The sequence below is a fragment of the Granulicella paludicola genome (assembly GCF_025685545.1).
GTDB classification, from domain to species: domain Bacteria; phylum Acidobacteriota; class Terriglobia; order Terriglobales; family Acidobacteriaceae; genus Granulicella; species Granulicella paludicola.
In genome coordinates, this window is sequence record NZ_JAGSYC010000019.1 from 96,890 (window position 1) to 114,355 (window position 17,466).

At 59.4% G+C, this 17,466-nt stretch carries 13 protein-coding genes; 7 read left to right on the forward strand and 6 right to left on the reverse strand.

Annotation, left to right across the window (positions count from 1 at the left end; translation table 11 throughout):
- Positions 1–21: 21 nt before the first annotated feature.
- On the reverse strand, positions 22–885 hold the full coding sequence (modA, locus tag OHL14_RS02925; RefSeq protein ID WP_263377812.1) for a molybdate ABC transporter substrate-binding protein: 864 nt from the start codon (positions 883–885) through the stop codon (positions 22–24).
- On the opposite strand from modA, the gene thrC reads away from it, so the two are divergent.
- Entirely contained in the window at positions 858–2,270 is a 1,413-nt protein-coding gene (thrC, locus tag OHL14_RS02930) for a threonine synthase (RefSeq protein ID WP_263377813.1), read from the forward strand. The genes modA and thrC overlap by 28 nt on opposite strands.
- Before the next feature lie 138 nt (positions 2,271–2,408).
- Here thrC and OHL14_RS02935 read toward each other — a convergent pair whose 3' ends face one another.
- Positions 2,409–3,665 carry a hypothetical protein gene (locus OHL14_RS02935; RefSeq protein ID WP_263377814.1) on the reverse strand — a complete coding sequence of 419 codons (1,257 nt, stop codon included), beginning with the start codon at positions 3,663–3,665 and terminating at the stop codon, positions 2,409–2,411.
- Between the two features lie 259 nt (positions 3,666–3,924).
- Here OHL14_RS02935 and thrB point away from each other — a divergent pair, with 259 nt between their 5' ends.
- The 4 genes from thrB to OHL14_RS02955 all read left to right on the forward strand — a co-directional run bounded on the left by thrB (position 3,925) and on the right by OHL14_RS02955 (position 7,611).
- Positions 3,925–4,836 carry a homoserine kinase gene (gene thrB / locus OHL14_RS02940; protein ID WP_263377815.1) on the forward strand — a complete coding sequence of 304 codons (912 nt, stop codon included), beginning with the start codon at positions 3,925–3,927 and terminating at the stop codon, positions 4,834–4,836.
- 27 nt (positions 4,837–4,863) lie between these two features.
- Positions 4,864–5,640, forward strand: coding sequence for a TIGR03435 family protein (locus OHL14_RS02945; RefSeq protein WP_263377816.1), 777 nt, complete (start codon positions 4,864–4,866; stop codon positions 5,638–5,640).
- Between the two features lie 114 nt (positions 5,641–5,754).
- Positions 5,755–6,087 carry a thioredoxin gene (gene trxA / locus OHL14_RS02950; RefSeq protein WP_263377817.1) on the forward strand — a complete coding sequence of 111 codons (333 nt, stop codon included), beginning with the start codon at positions 5,755–5,757 and terminating at the stop codon, positions 6,085–6,087.
- Positions 6,088–6,201: 114 nt separating this feature from the next.
- A complete protein-coding gene (locus OHL14_RS02955) occupies positions 6,202–7,611 on the forward strand; it encodes a hemolysin family protein (protein ID WP_263377818.1) in 1,410 nt (469 codons plus the stop codon).
- A gap of 21 nt (positions 7,612–7,632) precedes the next feature.
- On the opposite strand, the gene OHL14_RS02960 is transcribed toward OHL14_RS02955, so the two are convergent.
- Positions 7,633–8,598 (reverse strand): quinone oxidoreductase family protein, encoded by a 966-nt coding sequence (locus OHL14_RS02960; protein ID WP_263377819.1) that lies wholly within the window; start codon positions 8,596–8,598, stop codon positions 7,633–7,635.
- 101 nt (positions 8,599–8,699) lie between these two features.
- Between OHL14_RS02960 and OHL14_RS02965 the strand changes: the two genes are divergently transcribed.
- Positions 8,700–10,235, forward strand: coding sequence for a glycoside hydrolase family 1 protein (locus OHL14_RS02965; RefSeq protein ID WP_263377820.1), 1,536 nt, complete (start codon positions 8,700–8,702; stop codon positions 10,233–10,235).
- Positions 10,236–10,250: 15 nt separating this feature from the next.
- On the opposite strand, the gene OHL14_RS02970 is transcribed toward OHL14_RS02965, so the two are convergent.
- From OHL14_RS02970 to OHL14_RS02980, 3 genes are all read right to left on the reverse strand, one after another.
- Positions 10,251–11,114, reverse strand: coding sequence for a TIGR03435 family protein (locus OHL14_RS02970; protein ID WP_263377821.1), 864 nt, complete (start codon positions 11,112–11,114; stop codon positions 10,251–10,253).
- Between the two features lie 134 nt (positions 11,115–11,248).
- Positions 11,249–12,130 carry a tetratricopeptide repeat protein gene (locus OHL14_RS02975; RefSeq protein ID WP_263377822.1) on the reverse strand — a complete coding sequence of 294 codons (882 nt, stop codon included), beginning with the start codon at positions 12,128–12,130 and terminating at the stop codon, positions 11,249–11,251.
- 39 nt (positions 12,131–12,169) lie between these two features.
- Positions 12,170–13,048 carry an SLBB domain-containing protein gene (locus tag OHL14_RS02980; RefSeq protein ID WP_263377823.1) on the reverse strand — a complete coding sequence of 293 codons (879 nt, stop codon included), beginning with the start codon at positions 13,046–13,048 and terminating at the stop codon, positions 12,170–12,172.
- A 380-nt stretch (positions 13,049–13,428) separates the two neighbouring features.
- Between OHL14_RS02980 and OHL14_RS02985 the strand changes: the two genes are divergently transcribed.
- Complete coding sequence (locus tag OHL14_RS02985; RefSeq protein WP_263377824.1) at positions 13,429–17,466, forward strand: glycoside hydrolase family 44 protein; 4,038 nt, start codon at positions 13,429–13,431, stop codon at positions 17,464–17,466.

Below are 17,466 nucleotides of genomic sequence, written 5' to 3' on the forward strand. Positions count from 1 at the left end.
GTCTACCAAGCTGGCCGGGGGTTACGGTGCGTCATTCGCGCGACGCGCAGGCTCCAAGCCGTACTGTGGCAGCAGTTTTTGTACCGGCTGACTCGTGAGCCAGGTCAGAAACGCGATTGCCGCGCCGCGATTTTGTGAGGCGGAGATGATCACCGCGCTCTGCTGGATGTCGGCATAGACCTTGGGAACTACCCAGAAGGTGCCAACATCTTTGTAAGGGCGTGAGCTGGCGATGGTGAGGGAGATCAGGCCGGCCTGGGCGTTGCCGGTGAGGGCGAACTGGGCCGTCTGGGAGATGTTTTCGCCGACGACAAACTTGGGCTTGACCTTGTCATAGAGGCCGAGGGCCTTGAGCGCCTGCGTCGCAGCGAGGCCATAGGGAGCGTGGAGGTCGTTGGCGACGGCGAGCTTCTGCAGCTTGTCGCTGGTGAAGGTGGTCTTCGAAAGAGGTTGGGCGGGGGAGTCGTTGCGTGCCCAGAGCACGAGCGAGCCGTGAGCGTAGGGGACGAGGTCGGTGGCGAGACCGGCTTTGACGAGCTGCTGCGGATGATCGGTGTCGGCGGAGAGGAAGAGGTCCGTAGGGAGGCCGTTGACGATCATCTGCGTGAGGGTGGCCGAGGAGCCGAAGGAGGGGACGACCCTGACGCCGGTGCGGTGCTCGTACTCGGCTGCGAGGAACGGAAGGACGGGTTGCAGATCAGAGGCTGCTGCGATGTGCACGGCTTCGTCCTTCTGCGCGTGGGATGCGATGGCAGAAAAAGCCGGGAAAAGAGCTGCAAGAACCAGCGCTAGTACGCGCGGGGTCGCGCTGGTGCGATACCCTAGAGGAAATAAACGGAAGCGGTGTTTTAGAAACCATGAGCGCGCAATCTGCAATGTCGGCAACGGGAACCTCTCACCTCTTACGATGCACTGGATGCGGCGACCGCATCAAGGCCTCGGAGGCAACCAGCAACTTTCGCTGCCGCATTTGCAACGATCTGTTCGAGGTGGAGTATCCGTGGAGCGAGACGGCGCCGGTAAGCGAGACGCCTGTGAATCGGCCGAATCCGGGGGCGCTGAAGTATCTCTGGCAGGAACGCCGGACGTCGACGCTGGCGATTGATCAGTCGGGCATCTGGCGGTTTCGCGATCTGCTGCCGATTGTGGCGAATGAGCAGATTGTGACGCTGCGGGAGGGGAATACTCCGCTGTACGAGATGCCGCGGTCGGCTGCGGCGCTGGGTTTGAACTGGCTGCTGGCGAAGCATCAGGGGATGAACCCGACAGGGTCGTTCAAGGATGCGGGTATGACGGCGGCGTTGTCGGCTGCGGTGAGCACGGGGTATCAGTGGGTGGCGTGTGCTTCGACCGGGAATACTTCGGCGGCGATGGCGGCGTATGCGGCGCGGGCGGGGCTGCGGTCGCTGGTGCTGATTCCTGAGGGGAAGATCGCGTGGGGCAAGCTCTCGCAGTCGCTGGATTATGGCGCGACGACGGTGCAGCTGAAGACGGATTTCGATGGCTGCGTGCGGGTGCTGAATGAGATCGTGCAGCGGGCTCCGATTTATCTGCTGAACTCGGTGAATCCGTACCGGCTGGAGGGGCAGAAGACGCCGGCGTTTGAGATTCTGGAGCAGATGGACTGGCAGGTGCCGCACCACATCATCGTGCCGGGCGGAAACCTTGCGAACTGCTCGGCGCTGGGCAAGGGGTTTGCGGAGATGAAGCACCTCGGGTTTATTCGCCGGGTGCCGAAGATCAGCGTGATCCAGGCTTCCGGGGCGAACCCGCTGTATCGTGCGATGCAGGAAAACGGTGGGGTCGATCTGACTCCGGTGACGGCGGAGACGCGGGCTACGGCGATTCGCATTGGGAACCCGGCTTCGTGGAAGAAGGCGGTGCGGATTCTGGCGTCGACGGGCGGCTGGGTGGAAGAGGTCTCCGAGGTGGAGATTGCGATCGCCAAGGCGGAGGTTGGGGCTGAGGGCATCGGTTGCGAGCCTGCTTCGGCGGTGACGCTGGCTGGACTGAAGAAGCTGGTGGCGGATGGTCGCGTGGGCAGGGAAGAGACGGCGGTGCTGCTGCTGACGGGGCATACGCTGAAGGACTCGCAGTACACCATCGACTTCCACCGGGGCGAGTTGCTGAATGAGAGCGAGCTGAAGGGTGCGAGCGCATCTGAGGCTGAGCAGACACGCAGCCTGCGTCGTGCACCGCTGGTTCTCGATGCGGATGCGGATACGATTTTGCGGGCGCTGGATGGGGTGGCAGCTCCGCAACCGGCTTAGGCATTTGCAGGGTGGGTGGAAATGGCGAGACTTCGGTCCCGCCATTTTTGTTAGGCGGGTGGGGATCGCTTACAGTAGGCCGACTTATTGGTACCAACTTTGTTGCCCGGACGCCATCAGCCGAAACTATCGCCCGTTTCACCACCACTCGATATCGTCTAACCGATGCCGGTAGGAAATATCTTGGGAAAGTCCAACCTGAACGGTTGAAAGGTTTTCAGATGTGTCGTCAACGACCCCACACGGGCCTAACTGGTAAGCAACTACTCCGCTTTTGTTAGGATCAAGGCTGTAGATCGTTGGGGCATCTTCTCTCAGGAATACCAGTGCACGGTGCCCAACGAGCAGATGCTCAGCCGCAACTGCTGGCCAATATGGAGGAGATGCCTTCTCTCCTGAGAAAGGCGTCAACTGAATCGTAGAACCTGGTAGGTCGTGGATCGGATTTTTCCACGATCGGAGTATACGAGCTCGAACAAGTTCCTGCCGGTTGCTTTCCTCATATGGCTCGGCCTGAAAGTCCGGCAGTCTATCGAGCACTTCCACCTCTAAAGCAGTAGTGGCATCTCGCGCCAATGCACGAGGTTCGGTACGGCAGGGTAGAGGGTGACCACTTGATGGGAGATATAGATTGCTAGACCCATCATCATAGAGGTGCCAACCCGCACCCACTGGAAGCAGGTCGCCTATGGTTGTGCATGCCCGGAACCGTGTGAGACAGTTCAGGTTGAAATTGGTAAGAAGTACTGCTTCATGATGAGGCAGTGTAGGCGTGTATGTGATGTAGCCGAACTCACAACCTTCACAGCCTGAAGGCCTTCCCACTTTATAGTCCGGGTGCAAAGCTAGTTGCTGATCATTCCCCATGAGTCGCGATGGTTCACTCCTGCCGTTCATGGTGATGCTGGCGAGTCGTGGGTAAACTTGTGCCGAAACGCCAAGTCTATATGACCAGTGTTCGGGCGGTCCTGCATCTATAACGTCCATGTGCATCATCGTGTAGGTGCGAACAATCTTGCCGTCCTGAACCTGAAAAAGAACCATAAGAGCACTCGAACGATAGCCGAGACGCTCTAATTTTCTCCATATAACTTGCCACAGACTTGAGCTAAACACTCGCTCCTGAGTCGGTTCCGGCAACTTGCCAATCAGGTTTATATACGGATCGTCGATGCGAATGAAGTACTGGCAGTCAGTCGAATTACAGTCTCCTTTGTACCTCCCCCACCTACCCCACCTGGCTATGAGCCGCTCTGCGTCGTCCCAAGTGCTTTGCATTGGATGAACGCTGTGATAATCCTCCAACAGCCTTGACATTCTCCAGCGAGTCAGCCGCATAGGCGCGGCTATTAGCGTCAACCAGAGTGCAATCGCTATGAGCAATATGATTATCATCACCCGTAAAGTACCTGTGATCGTGCGAGCCATTTGGGTTTAGACACCGTACCGTAAATCTTTGTTCCGACAAGTACTTCTATATGCCCGAAACAGTTCCTTTTTGGGTGTGGGAGCCTTATCTCCTGATAAACGCTCTTGTCATGAGTGGAAATCGCAGATGACTGCATCGCGTTGCTCCGGGCGTCGTTTGTGGCTCCTGTATCCTAGAAACGGCGCAGCGAAGGTCTGCTCGAGTCCAAAGAGTCGAAGGTCGTGCTTGAAAGTCGCAGCAAAATCAGCTATTCGTCTATCGCTTCCAGCCACCTCGGCCAATCTGGGGCCGGGTTTTGATGCCATTGGGTTGGCGCTTTCCATGCACCTTACGGTGGAAGCGCATGCGACTGCGACCTTTGGGATTGAGGCTACCGGCCGCAATGCTGAGCTTTGTGCGTCGCTTGAGAACAACCTCATTCTCGACACCTATCGCGAGGTACTTACTCGTGCGAACAAGGCGGTCACGCCGCTTCATCTGAAGCTGCATAATGAGATCCCGCTCGGCATGGGTTGCGGGTCCTCGGCGGCGGCGCTTTGTGCGGGGGTGGCGCTGGCGAACTACTTTGGCTCGCTGGGCATGGATGATGCGGCGATTGTGGCTGAGGCGACGCGGCTTGAGGGGCATCCTGACAACGTGGCTGCGTGCTGGCTGGGCGGCTTTACGGTTTCGGGTGAGGACGACGGCAAGGTGTTGACGGCGACGTTCGCCGGGGAGCCGACCTGGCAACTTCTGCTGGCGGTGCAGGCGTCGAGCCTGGCGACGAAGAAAGCGCGGGCGCTGCTCCCGGCGACCTATTCCAAGGCGGACGCGATCTTCAATGTGCAGCGCAGTTCGCTGCTGGTGGCTGCGTTTGCGCAGAGCCGACTTGATCTGCTTCGCACGGCCATGCAGGATCGGCTGCATCAGCCCTACCGGCAGGATGCGTGCCCATTGTTGAAGCAGCTTCTGCCGCTGGCTGCCGAACCAGAGCTTGCAGGCATCGCGCTGAGCGGAGCCGGGCCTTCGGTCCTGATCTTCCTTGCTGAAGACACTACGCCGCTCGCCGCCGAAACGCGCCTTCGCGGCCTTCTAGACGCTGAGGTCGAAATCCTCTCGCTGCGCATTGCTTCGGGTGCTACGCAAACGATCCTGTGAAGAGGTAGTCCTTTGAAAGAAGGTGCTATGAGTCGCCGTCTCTCGCTGCTTCTCGTTCTCTTCGCGGCGGTGCGTGTGATTTGTTTCGCGCAAGATAGCGCGGCAGGTCTCAACTTCGAGATCGCCTCCATTCGTCGCTCGAACGAAGCCAGCCTCAACGGCGGCATCAAGCCGCTGCCCAATGGGAACGGGTATCTAGCGCAGAACATCCCTGTAAAGCTGATGATCAGCCTTATGTACCGCATCCCCATGCGGCAGATCAAAGGCGACCCCGAGTGGCTGAGTTCGGACCGCTACGATGTTGAGGCCAAGGCCGATAAGGCGTATAGCGTTGAAGAGCTCCACACGATGTATAAGAACCTGCTGGCTGACCGTTTCGGACTGAAGTTTCATACGGAGAGCAAGCCGGGGAATATTTACTCGCTTACGGTTGATCCTTCCGGGCTGAAGATGAAGCCGAACGGCACGGCGGACGACTTCAAGATTCCGCTGAACTTCGTTTCGGGCGGATTTCAGGGGATTCGCGTTTCGATGCCATACCTGTGCTGGTTTCTCGGGCAGCAGCTTCAGGATGATGAGCGGCCTGTGGTCGACCAGACGGGTCTGCACGGGAACTTTGACTTTTTGCTGTCGTTCAAGCCGCTAAACCCACCTGCAGGCAGGGAAGAGACGGGAGCACCGCCGGACGATCGCCCGTCGATTTATGACGCTTTGAGGGTACAGCTTGGGCTCAAGCTCCAGCCTACCCGGGGGCCAGTCGAATACTTTGTTATCGACAACATTCAAAAGCCCTCTGCCAACTGATTTTCGTTCCTGTCAAGCCGTGTGGATGGCCATCGCGCATCGTTTTCCACCGCTGCGCATCTATGATTGAGTGTGTTCATTCGCCGAACTGATTCGGCAAGAGGAGAAGAGAAAATGGCAAGCAACCTGGTGGGCGCAGTAACCGACAGCACCTTTGACGCAACCGTTCTGCAATCACAGACCCCCGTGTTGGTGGACTTCTGGGCAGCCTGGTGTGGTCCGTGTCGCGCGCTTGCTCCGGTCGTCGACGAAGTCGCCGCTGCGTATGAGGGCAAGCTCACCGTCCTGAAGATGGACGTGGACTCGAACCCCGCGACCGCTGGGCGCTTCGGTATCCGCGGCATCCCTGCGCTGCTCGTCTTCAAGGGTGGCAAGGTCGCAGAGCAGATCGTCGGCTTCGTTCCCAAGGAGCACATCGACGGCGCTTTGGCACGCGTCCTCGCGTAAGTTTTCTAGAGGTTGAACAAAGGCCTGCGGCCCATCGGCTGCAGGCCTTTTGTCGTCTTCATAAGCCTGTCTACTGTCTGCATTACCCTGCTTTGCTAAACTTAGCGCTACGCCATGCTTGAATGGATACTCGTTCACGGAAGCCTGATCGCCTTCTTCATTCTGGCGAACAGCTTTTTTGTGGCCGCAGAGTTCGCGCTGGTCAGTGTTCGCGAGACCCGCATCGAGCAGCTGATCCAGCTCAATCGTCCGGGTGCGCGGACGGCATTGCATCTCAAGCGCAATCTCGACGATGTGCTGCCGGCTGTGCAGTTTGGTGTGACGCTTGCCAGCCTGGCGTTAGGCGGTATCGGCGAACCTGCCGTGGCGGATGCGCTGCTGCGCGCCTTCACACACATTTCCTGGCTGCCGCCCGCAGTGGCTGCGCACGCCACGCTCTATGCGCACGCTGTCGCCGTGGTGTTCGCCTTCGCCGTGATCACCTACTTCGAGGTACTGCTCGGGGAGCTGGTTCCCAAGTCTCTTGCTCTGCAGCGTGCCGAACGTCTGGCGCTGGCTGTGGCAGGGCCGGTGGATGTCTTTATCCGCATCACCCGACCGGCGGTGAAGGTGATGAACTTCTCCGCAGCGCTGGTGCTGAAGCTGTTCCGCGCCCCGCTCAGTGGCGAATCGACTGCGCATTCGCCGGAAGAGCTGAAGCTGATGGCGACGGCGAGTCGCCGCCGCGGCGTGCTGCCGTCTCTGCAGGAGCAGATGATTCATCGTGCAATCGAGCTGAACCAGGTGACGGCCAGCCAGATCATGACGCCGCGGGGCAAGATTTTTTCGCTGCCGGCGGATATGACACTGGAGGCTGCCAGCGCGAGGATCGTGGAGGAGCAGCATTCGCGGACGCCGGTCTTCGATCCTACGCAGGGCAGGGACCATATTATCGGTGTCGTCTACTCGAAGGATGTGTCGCGTCTGATTCACTTCCGTTCGGTGGCGTTGAGCCTTGGGCAGCCTACGGGGCCGCGCCAGCCATCCGGGATCACACTGCGACAGGTGATGCGCGATGTGATTCTGATCCCTGAGACCAAGCGGGCTGTCGAACTGCTGCAGGAGTTCCAGGAGCGCCGCCGCCAGATCGCGATCGTGGTCGATGAGTTCGGTTCGACGCTGGGACTGGTCACGGCGGAGGATGTGCTGGAGCAGGTCGTGGGCGAGCTTGAGGATGAGTTCGATACCGGCCGCAACCTGCCGCTGCCTGCGGCGGGTGGAGGTTTACTGCTCGATGGCACGGCGAGCCTGCGCGATCTGGTGACACAGCTTCGCTGGGTATTTCCGCGCGAGAATGGTGTGGAGACGCTTGCCGGTTTTGTGCTTGCGAAGCTCGGTCATATTCCTCGCGAGGGCGAGTCTATCGACTTCGAGTCGCGGCGGTTCACCGTCATCCGCATGGAAGGCCGTCGCATCGCGCAGATCCGCGTCGACCCGCTGCGCTCAGCGGATGCAGAAGAAGAGCCTGCAGAACTTGAAGTGTAGTAGTTTGAGGCGGCAGCCTGGTCAGTCGATGGTGAAGACGACGCGAGGCTTGCCTGTGGCCTTCTCCCAGACGCTTTCGACATCGGTTAGAGGGACGACCCGTGTGTCGACCTTCAGCCCCGCTGGTTCTACAGCCTCGAACACCTTTCTGATCGACTCGGCGAGTCCATTGCGACTTACGCTGCCGATGCCGCTGCCCATCAAGGTGATTGCGGCGGATCGCAATGCGGCTCCGGGGAGTTCGAGGGTCATCTCGCCACCGGCGCTGCCCACCTGAACGAAGCGGACCGGGTGGTCGTCAACAGTCTTAGCCAGAGCCGTGATGGCTGTTTTCGCGCTTATGCCCCAGAGGTAGTCGATCACCACATCGATCCCGTTCGAGAAGGAACTCTTCAAGGCTTCCTCGTAATCTGCCGCTCCGGACGGATGATCTGCGTCCAGTGCGAAGGCGATTACCTCATCTGCGCCGAGGGTCTTCAACTCCTCCATGTTCCTGCCTGTAGCGATGACCTTCGCTGCACCAAGGTACTTTGCGATCTGCACCGCAACCCTGCCCGCTGTACCGGTCGCTCCATTGACCAGTACTGTCTCGCCTGCCACCAGATGCGCGCGCTCTACGAGCCCGGCCCATGCCGACATGCCGGGGTTGGCGATGGCTGCGGCTGTGATGTCATCGAGCGAGTCGGGAATCTCGACACAGCGTCGGGTATGGATAGGGCAGAACTCAGCCAGCGAGCCGAATGGCGCTTCAGGCATCGCGAAATAGACGCGTCGACCGTCCTGCGTGGTGCCGACTCCGTCGGTTCCTGCCACTGCAGGGAAGATTCCGGCCGAGCTATAGTGGACACCGGTCGCACGCATCTTCGTCAGATTGCTGAGCGCTGCCGTTCGCACGGAGATCAGTTCTTCGCCGTCGCGGGCGACGGGCTTTTCGAAATCTCCATAGATGGGCGCTTTGCCTGCGGCGGTGACGATAGCGGCTTTCATGATGACTTTCTTCCCCTTGATCGCCGGTCAGAGAGTCTGGCGATATGCGATAGTGGTCTGGCTAAAGAATACCTTTCTGTCTCGATTGAAAGGAGGTTGTTGTGGATCGCCGACTGTTCGCAACCCGCTCCCTGGCTGCTGCCGCAGGCGCAGCCTTCTATCCGTGGCGCAGTCTCGCCAGCACAACGGCGAAAGCCGTCCCGGTGCCTGGGACAATTCCCGACGCCGCTATCAACGCGGCCCGCTTTCCTAAAGACTTTCTCTGGGGAGTGGCCACAGCCTCTTATCAGAATGAAGGTGCCTGGGACGAAGACGGCAAGGGTGAATCCATCTGGGACCGCTTCACGCATACTCCTGGCAAGGTGCGCGGAGGCGTAACCGGCGACGTTGCCGCAGATCAGTATCACCTCTATCCGCAGGACATTGCGCTGGCTAAGAGCCTGAACGTCAAGAGCTATCGCTTCTCCATCTCGTGGCCTCGTATTCAGCCTACGGGGATCGGCGCACCGAACATGAAGGGCATCGACCACTACAGCCGGTTTGTGGATACTCTCCTTGCCGCTGGCATTCGACCGTGGTGCACGATGTATCACTGGGATCTGCCGCAGGCGCTGGAAGATCGCGGAGGGTGGCCTAATCGCGATCTTGCGAATTACTTCGCGGACTACGCCGGTATTCTCGCCAAACATCTCGGTGATCGCGTCACGGTCTGGGCACCGTTCAACATGCCGTGGGCGATTGCCTTCATGTCTTATGCCGCAGGGGCGTTTCCGCCGCAGGGCACCAGTTTTCCCGACTTCCTGAAAGCTGCGCATACGCTTGCGCTTGCACAAGGTCAGGCCTTTCGCGCGGTCAAAGCTGCTTCGCCCAAAGCCACCGTTGGCAGCGCGTATGAGATGGCGCCGGCCTATCCAAAGACCTCATCCGCCGCCGACCGCGCAGCCACCGAGCGCTACCATGCGATGAATAACGTGTTCTTCCTCGAAGCCGCTTTGAAAGGGAAGTATCCAAATGCTTTCGTGGGCGAGACTCCTTATGAAGCGATGGGGTTCAAGGCCGGCGACGAGAAGCTACTGCGCGCTCCGCTCGACTGGATCGGACTGCACTACTACACGCGGCGCATAATCTCGGACGTCAGCAACGCGCACTGCTTCGGCGGCGGCTTCAGTGGAACGGAGATTGAATCCGATAGTGCCTGTGCGCGCGATCCCTATACGGGGCTTTCTGCCGTGATGCCCACCGAAGGCCCGCTGACCGAGGCTGGTCTGGAGTCATGGCCCACGGGCATCTATGACCTCGTTACGCGTATCTCGAAGGACTATAACCATCCGTTCCTTGAGATCACCGAAAGCGGATGCGGGTATCTCGATAGCCCCAATGAACAAGGTCGCGTGCCCGATGCGCGCCGCATCGACTGGTATCGTCAGACGCTCGCCGAGCTGGCCCGCGCCATCAAGGATGGAGCCAAAGTGCGTGCGTACCATGCCTGGACGCTGCTCGATAACTTTCAGTGGGGTGAGGGTTTTACCGAACGCTACGGCTTGATCTATACAGACTTCCGCAGCTTGAAACGCACCATCAAGGACTCCGGACATTGGTATGGGCGCGTTGCTGCGTTCAATCGGCTTGACGTTTAGGGTCTGTTTCCGCGCTTAGTTGGCTTCCGGCTTCTGGGCGGCGTCGACCACCAGCGTCTCCACCGGCCCCTTGTTCGGGACGAGCTTCAGGCCCAACTGCTCCTGCAACGCCAGGAAGACGGAGGGTGTATCTGGATTTTCGCCATTGTCGGGGGCGGTGTCCTCGGGGCGATAGTGCAGCTTGATGTCATACAACCCCGTCAGCCCCGTTTCGTCGTGTACAGGCTTACTGACTGCGTTTGCCAATTGGCTGGCCAGGGATCGCACCGGCACACCCGTACCTTCGTACATCCCTTGGCCCATGGTCATGAAGCCCTTCTTGTATTTGTCGGGATTAGCCTTCATCTCTTCCTGAGAAGGCGCTTCGATGGCCGTCGTCACCTTGAACTTGGGCCCGGATTTATCCAAGACCAGATCGTAGATGGGCAGCGTCTTCGTCTCGGTGTGGACTTTCAGTTGAAAGCGTTCCGTCAGCAGCTTTTGCAGCATCTCTCTGCGCTGCGCTCCGCTCAGTTTTTTGTAAGCGGCCATGTCGTCGCTGTTCACTTTTGCGGTCAGGTCGAAGCCTGTGCTCTTCATCCAGCCACTCAAGCCGGAGATCTGGTAGGGTTTCAGGTCCCATGCGCTGCAGATCATCTGCTCCAGCGGGAGGTTCTTCAGCTCTACGGCGTCTGCGCTCATCTGCCAGGACATTGTCGGGTCGTCAGGCGGGTGGGGCTTCACGACTGCCACGTCCCACTCCGGCAGAGGCCCCGCTGCCCGCACGTCTGTCCCGCGGTCCACATCCGACATCGTCGGTAGCTGCCCATAGATCGGCAGAGCCACCACCGCGAACGCAATAGTCACGGCAGCAAACCGATTCAGATCCCAACTCCGCATAGCACTCTCCTAAGATCACTTGTAGGTTCCCATACGTTAGCCTATCTCTGACAGTGCCGCAGGACGCGGCAGCAAAGGGATCCGCCGTATTAAATTCACAGTACCCGGAGCGGGGAACTCAGGCAGCACCTGTGTCAATGAGTGGGATCGGGATGAGAGGTTGTGGAACTGATGGGAGCGGCCTTATTCGTTCCGAGAACGGTGCTTCGGAATAGCTCATACGCTGGCCGTCCTGTCATGAAGCAGCCCGGAACCGGGCACAACGTCGCATGTGTCTGGGCTGTGACCTGACCCTGAGCGTTACGCGTCTCACCGTAGCTATCCATGGAGTACACGCGCACTCCTTTCGCTGCCTGTTCGGGATGATCCCTGCGGAAGGCCACCTGGTCGATGTCGTCGCTTTCCAGTGCGATCCTTCTCGTGCGCTTCCTGGAGGCATCGAAGAACTCCGCCATGAGCACGATGTGAAAGCGGCTCTGCGGTTCGATGTAGTCGCTGATGCGCACGATGCCGCCGTCCGGCAGCTCATCGTTCTCCACGATGACGACTGGAGGAGCGGGCCTGGCTGCGTCGTGAAGCTTCTGTATGTGATCCAGAATGGCATCGCGTCGCGTAACGTCATTTTGCTGTCCATACAGGTGTGCCTGGAGAGCTAGCGCCTGAGCGTCATCGGCGTTGCTGTTGAGGATGGAATCCAGAAGGGAGCTGGCCACTGCGTTGTCACCGACGTTGATCGCGGCCTCGGCGGTGAACTTGGTAATGATGTCGTTCTGCGGAACCTGTTCGTGCAACTGGGTCAGCCTGGGGAACGCACTCTTGAAGTCGGCCGCGTTAAAGCTTTTGCGAGCGTCATCAAAGATCGCTCGCTGCTCCGGGGTAAGACTCGCAAGCCACGCCGGTACGGCGGCAGGGGGCGGTGCAGACGGTTGCTGCGAGTGGGCACGGAGCGGAGCATCTGCCAGCGTCAAGATGAACGTCAGCGACAACGAAAGCAACAAAGGCAAAGTCGAGCGCATGGCGGAAAGTCTACTATGTTCCTTACTTGCAGCCCTGTTTTACTTGATGTAAATCATCGCAGCCGTCGCCGATGCCGCGATACCTGCAATCTCCAGCGCGCCGTTTTTCAGGAAGCTGAAGGGCACGTACACCACATCGTTCTCCTGCATCGCGATGTCCGGCTCTTTGCCCTTCTGCATTGCGCTCAGGTTTAGAGGTATCTTCTTGATGTTGTCGCCGTGCTCGCGTCGGATCAGAAGGGCCTGGCCTTTTGCGGTATTCGCGGTACCGCCCGCGGTTGCAACTGCTTGCAGCACCGTCATCCCGGATTGATCACTGTTCATCGGGAAGCCACCGGCACGCTTCACATCGCCGAGTATGTACACGAGCCCCTGCTTCGGTACCGTCACCGCGTCGCCGGGATAGATGTATACGTTTTGTCCCAGGTCCGTCTTCGGATCGTTCGAGACGAACACTGTCTCCATCGTCTTGCTGTTGTTCCTTCGGATCGTTACATGATGGTCCGCGGTCTCTGTAAAGCCGCCGGCCTGTGCGATCAACTCCGTCAGAGGGCGCGGAGTCGCAATCTCATAAGCGGCGGGTCGAACGACCTGGCCAAAGACCGTTACATTTTGTGTGGCCGACTTCATCACGGTGACCATCACCTGCGGCTTGTTCATCAGCCTTCGGTGCACAAGGTTCTGCTCCACCACGTCGGAGGCTTGTTCCGGAGTCATCCCAGCTATGTGAACATTTCCGCCCATCAGCAGCGGCAGATCGCCATGGTCGTCCACGCGTGAGGTCGAGTTCAGCTCAGGTGTGTCGAACACCTCAACATGAACCTGGTCGCCCGCCCCGATGAGGAGGCTCTCCTGCTGCCCAAGGCCTGGCAGCGTCAACGCAGAACAGAGAACGGCAAGCAGCAGTGCAGATTTCATGGGTACTCCTGAGGGCTTCGGCGTAAGGGCACGAGCGGCAGAATGTTGATCGCGGTCGCAAGACGACGCGCTTCACCATCCCTGACGCTACTATCTTCGAGTTCGACGGTGAAGTTGTCGGCTCCCAACCACATTGCAGTGTATTGTGTGCGGAAATCCTGCAAGTTGTTCTGCTTACAGCCGATGTGCTTCGACGAACAGCTCCCGTTTGAGCGTATTGCAGCTTCGCCGGGGGATTGAGGAACCTGAAACGGCACCTTCGCGGCGCTCGGCTATGGCACACTCGATGGAGTGGGTCACAACTCCTCCCAGGAGTTCACCGTTACGAACGGCGAAGGCCCGAGTCGATAACACAGAAGCGCGATGCGATACTCGAGTGAATGACGTCGCGCACATCCCGCACCGTTGTATGGATTCTTATGATGCGCTATGTGCGAAATTTGACCGCCCGGGTCTTTCTCGGGCTGACCCTGACACTCATTGGGTGCGGCAAGGGGCTGTTCGTCGTGCAGCTTGCCGTGAACTCGACGAACCCTTCCAGTAGCGTCGCCATCGGCGTCAGTCGTCCCGACCTGGACGGTCAGGGAAATGGCACCACCAGCTTTACGCGCACCTATTCCAACGGAGCGCCCATTACGCTCACGGCTCCGGCCTCCGTGGGTACGAGCACCTTCTCCGGCTGGTCAGGCTGCAGCAGCACGAACTCGACGACCTGCACGGTCGATCTGGTCGAAAGCAGCTCGGTCACCGCGAACTATTCGCTCCCCGTTCAGACACCCGTGGTCGCTTACCAGCTCACGGTGAACTCCATCAATCCGTCCAGCGGCGTCTCCGTCGCCGCGTCCCCTGCAGATCGTAATGGCGTAACAACAGGGAACTCCGCTTTCGCCCTCACCTATAACGCAGGCACGCAAGTGACGTTAACCGCGCCGTCCACTGCGGGCGGGAATGTCTTTACCTCCTGGAGCGGTTGCACATCCGCGACCTCGATGACCTGCGTTGTCGCGATGGGCGCAAACGCTGCCGTCACAGCGAACTACGCGGCACCTTCACTGGCACCGCCGACGTATCAGCTTGCTGTCACCGCCACGAACGCGCCTTCCGGGGTCTCCATTGCGACGTCCCCTGTCGATACAGGCGGGCTCAGCAGCGGCACCCCGACGTTCGTTCGTACCTACGCGGCAGGCACTACCGTGCAGCTTACGGCGCCGTCCAGTGCTGGCGGCGAGCCTTTCCTCGACTGGACTGGCTGCACCTCCGCCAGCACGGTTACCTGCGTCGTTGCCATGAACGCTAATGCCACGGTCACGGCCAACTATCAGGCCGCAGCCTCTGCTACCCCCACCTATGAGATCGTCGTTACCTCGACTAACCCAAGTGGAGGCGTAGCTATCAACGCAATTCCGGGTGATAACAACAAGGTGAGTAGCGGCCTCACCAATCTGGCGCTGAACTACAACGCTGGCACCACCGTCACCTTGACCGCGCCCTCCAGCGTGAATGGCAACCCGTTCGTCTCGTGGTCAGGCTGCACTGCCTCCAGCGCCATCACCTGCACCGTGCAGGTGACGGGAAACACCACGCTCACCGCCAACTACGTTCTACCGCCGCCAACGCCTGCTACGTATCGCCTGGCGGTCAATTCTTCCAACCCGGCGACCGGTGTGTCCATCGCTGTCTCGCCTATCGACAATACGAACAACTCGGTCGGTTCCACCAGCTTTACGCGCATCTATAACGGTGGGACCAATGTGACGCTGGTGGCTCCAGCTACGGCAGGCGCCAATACCTTTTCTTCCTGGTCAGGCTGCACCGCTGTCAGCTCGACGAGCTGCGTCGTAACGCTGAACGCCAATGCGGCGATCACGGCGAACTACATCACGCCTCCGCCCGCGCCTCCGGCAGTTTCCACGAATCTGCTGACCGTAAACTCCACCAACCCGGCGCAAGGCGTGGGGATCAGCGTATCGCCTGCAGACAACAACAACGCCAGCAGCGGGAACTCCTCGTTCACGCGAACCTACAACACGGGTACGACTATCACCCTGACGGCTCAGGGCACATGGGGCAACAACCCCTTCGTCAACTGGTCCGGCTGCACCAACACAAGCTCCACCACATGCACGGTAGTGCTCAATGCCGACACGGCGGTGACTGCCAACTACAGCCTGCCTGCGCCGGTGACGCATGTGCTTCAAGTTAACTCCGCAGCGCCGGCGAGCGGCGTCGCAATCAGCGTTGTGCCGGGGGACAACAACAACGCGGGCAACGGGACCACTAGTTTTTCCCGCATCTACAACGCAGGCACAGCGGTGGCGCTCTCTGCGCCTGCCAAGGTCAACGGGTATCCCTTCGTGGCATGGAGTGGTTGCACCTCCTCGAATGCCACCACCTGCAACGTCGCCATGAATAGCGACAGTACCGTCACCGCTACATACAGTACACCGACGATTACAGCTGTGACGGTGAGTCCGAACCCTGCCAGCGTGCTGGTTGGTCTTACACAACTCTTCACTGCTACCGTTACCGGCACGGGTACGTTCAGCCAGGCTGTCACGTGGTCGTTGTCTGGTCCTACAGGTGCGAGCCTCGGAACGCTATCGTCTCTGGGGCTCTTTACGACGCCGTCTCCGGCTCCTGCGTCCGTGACGATCACGGCGACAAGTGTGCAGGACCCCACTGTGAGTGGCAGCGTCACAGTTAACCTCATTCCTGCCTCTGGTGCGACCGGACCAACGCTGACGGTCGATGCAGCGAACCGGACTCGCCCGATCAGCCCATATATCTACGGGATGAACGCGTATCTGCTCGACTTTGGCGCTGCACAGGCGGCCAACATCCCACTCACGCGCTGGGGTGGCGATGCGACCTCGCGTTACAACTACCAGAACGATGCAACGAATACTGCGCAGGATTATTACTTCGAAAACAGACCGGGCAACACTGCGGACGGACAGGATGCTGTGGCCGGTACCTCTGCCTTCAACGCTCTTGTTGCGAAGAACCAGGCAATAGGGGCGGCGACGCTGGGCACAGTGCCTGTGCTTGGTTGGGTCGCCAAAGACAGCACCTCCTGCAGCTATCCGCGTTCCACCTACCCCAATCAATATTCCTTTGATATCTACTTTCCGTGCGGCGATGGCGAAAACCTCGACCAGAGCTACATCACCGGGAATAATCCTACCGTCGATAGCGTTGCCGTCGGGCCGTCGTGGGCGGGGGCATGGGTGGCATCGCTCGTGAGCAAGTTTGGCACCGCTGCCAACGGAGGTGTCGGCTTCTACAGCCTCGACAATGAACCTTCGTGGTGGGATGCCTCCCAGCATGATGTCCATCCTGTGGCTTCCACTTACGACGAGGTCACGAACAACGGCATCTCGACCGCCGCCGCGATCAAAGCGGCTGATCCAACGGCCAAGGTCAACGGCCCCGTTGTCGATTTCTGGTGGAACTACTTTTACTCGAAGAAGGACATCGAGGCTGGCTGGGACTCGCCGCCTTGCTATCAGCCATGGGACAGCGCCAGCGACCGGAACGCGCACGGTGGCGTCCCGTTCATGCAGTACTATCTGCAACAGTTCGCGGCCTATCAAGCTACGCATAACATCCGTCTGCTCGACTATCTCGATATCCACGGCTACTTCTCCGCGTATTACCCTGCTGACAGCTCCAATCAGACGAACCTGACGACTGCGGGCAGCGTGGCGGAACAGCAGGCCCGTGTCGACTCCACACGCGTTCTCTGGGACCCAACCTACACCGATCCCCACTATACGCAGCCCAATTACAAGACCGACAGCAACTATTACACGAAGGACTGCAACGTGCCCTTGCAGGCACCGCAGCTCATACCCATGATGCAGTCCTGGATCGCACAGAGCTACCCCGGTACGAAGACTGCCATCTCGGAATACAACTGGGGAGCGCAGGAGTCCATCAACGGGGCTGTCGCGCAGGCCGATGTACTGGGCATTTTCGGCAAGTATGGTCTGGACATGGCGACTCTCTGGGGGCCGCCGAATCCGATCACTCAACTGCCCGGCCTACAGGCCTTCGAGATCTACAGGAACTACGATGGAAAGAAGTCGACGTTCGGGGATGAAGCGCTGGCGTCGAGCAGCGTCGATCAGGGGCAGCTCGCAGTCTACGGAGCGCAGCGCACTGCGGATGGAGCCATTACTATCGTGGTCATCAACAAAACCTACGGCGATCTCACTTCGGCGCTGTCGCTGGTAAACTTCACGCCGACCGAGGGCCAGACCGCGCAGGTCTTCCGATACAGCAATGCAAACCTGCTAGCGATCACGCCGGTGCCCGCGGTTGCAATCACGCCGCCACCGTCGGGCTCTGCCGCCTCTACGCTCACCACGACTTACCCCGGCCAATCCATCACCCTGATCGTGGTAACGACAAAGTAG

What these genes read in the sequence shown, in the direction of transcription:
- OHL14_RS02955 (WP_263377818.1), top strand. Translation starts at nt 6,202, where the DNA reads ATGCTTGAATGGATACTCGTTCACGGAAGCCTGATCGCCTTCTTCATT.
- OHL14_RS02935 (WP_263377814.1), bottom strand. Translation starts at nt 3,665, where the DNA reads ATGATAATCATATTGCTCATAGCGATTGCACTCTGGTTGACGCTAATA.
- trxA (WP_263377817.1), top strand. Translation starts at nt 5,755, where the DNA reads ATGGCAAGCAACCTGGTGGGCGCAGTAACCGACAGCACCTTTGACGCA.
- OHL14_RS02960 (WP_263377819.1), bottom strand. Translation starts at nt 8,598, where the DNA reads ATGAAAGCCGCTATCGTCACCGCCGCAGGCAAAGCGCCCATCTATGGA.
- thrC (WP_263377813.1), top strand. Translation starts at nt 858, where the DNA reads ATGAGCGCGCAATCTGCAATGTCGGCAACGGGAACCTCTCACCTCTTA.
- OHL14_RS02985 (WP_263377824.1), top strand. Translation starts at nt 13,429, where the DNA reads ATGACGTCGCGCACATCCCGCACCGTTGTATGGATTCTTATGATGCGC.
- OHL14_RS02975 (WP_263377822.1), bottom strand. Translation starts at nt 12,130, where the DNA reads ATGCGCTCGACTTTGCCTTTGTTGCTTTCGTTGTCGCTGACGTTCATC.
- OHL14_RS02980 (WP_263377823.1), bottom strand. Translation starts at nt 13,048, where the DNA reads ATGAAATCTGCACTGCTGCTTGCCGTTCTCTGTTCTGCGTTGACGCTG.
- OHL14_RS02970 (WP_263377821.1), bottom strand. Translation starts at nt 11,114, where the DNA reads ATGCGGAGTTGGGATCTGAATCGGTTTGCTGCCGTGACTATTGCGTTC.
- OHL14_RS02945 (WP_263377816.1), top strand. Translation starts at nt 4,864, where the DNA reads ATGAGTCGCCGTCTCTCGCTGCTTCTCGTTCTCTTCGCGGCGGTGCGT.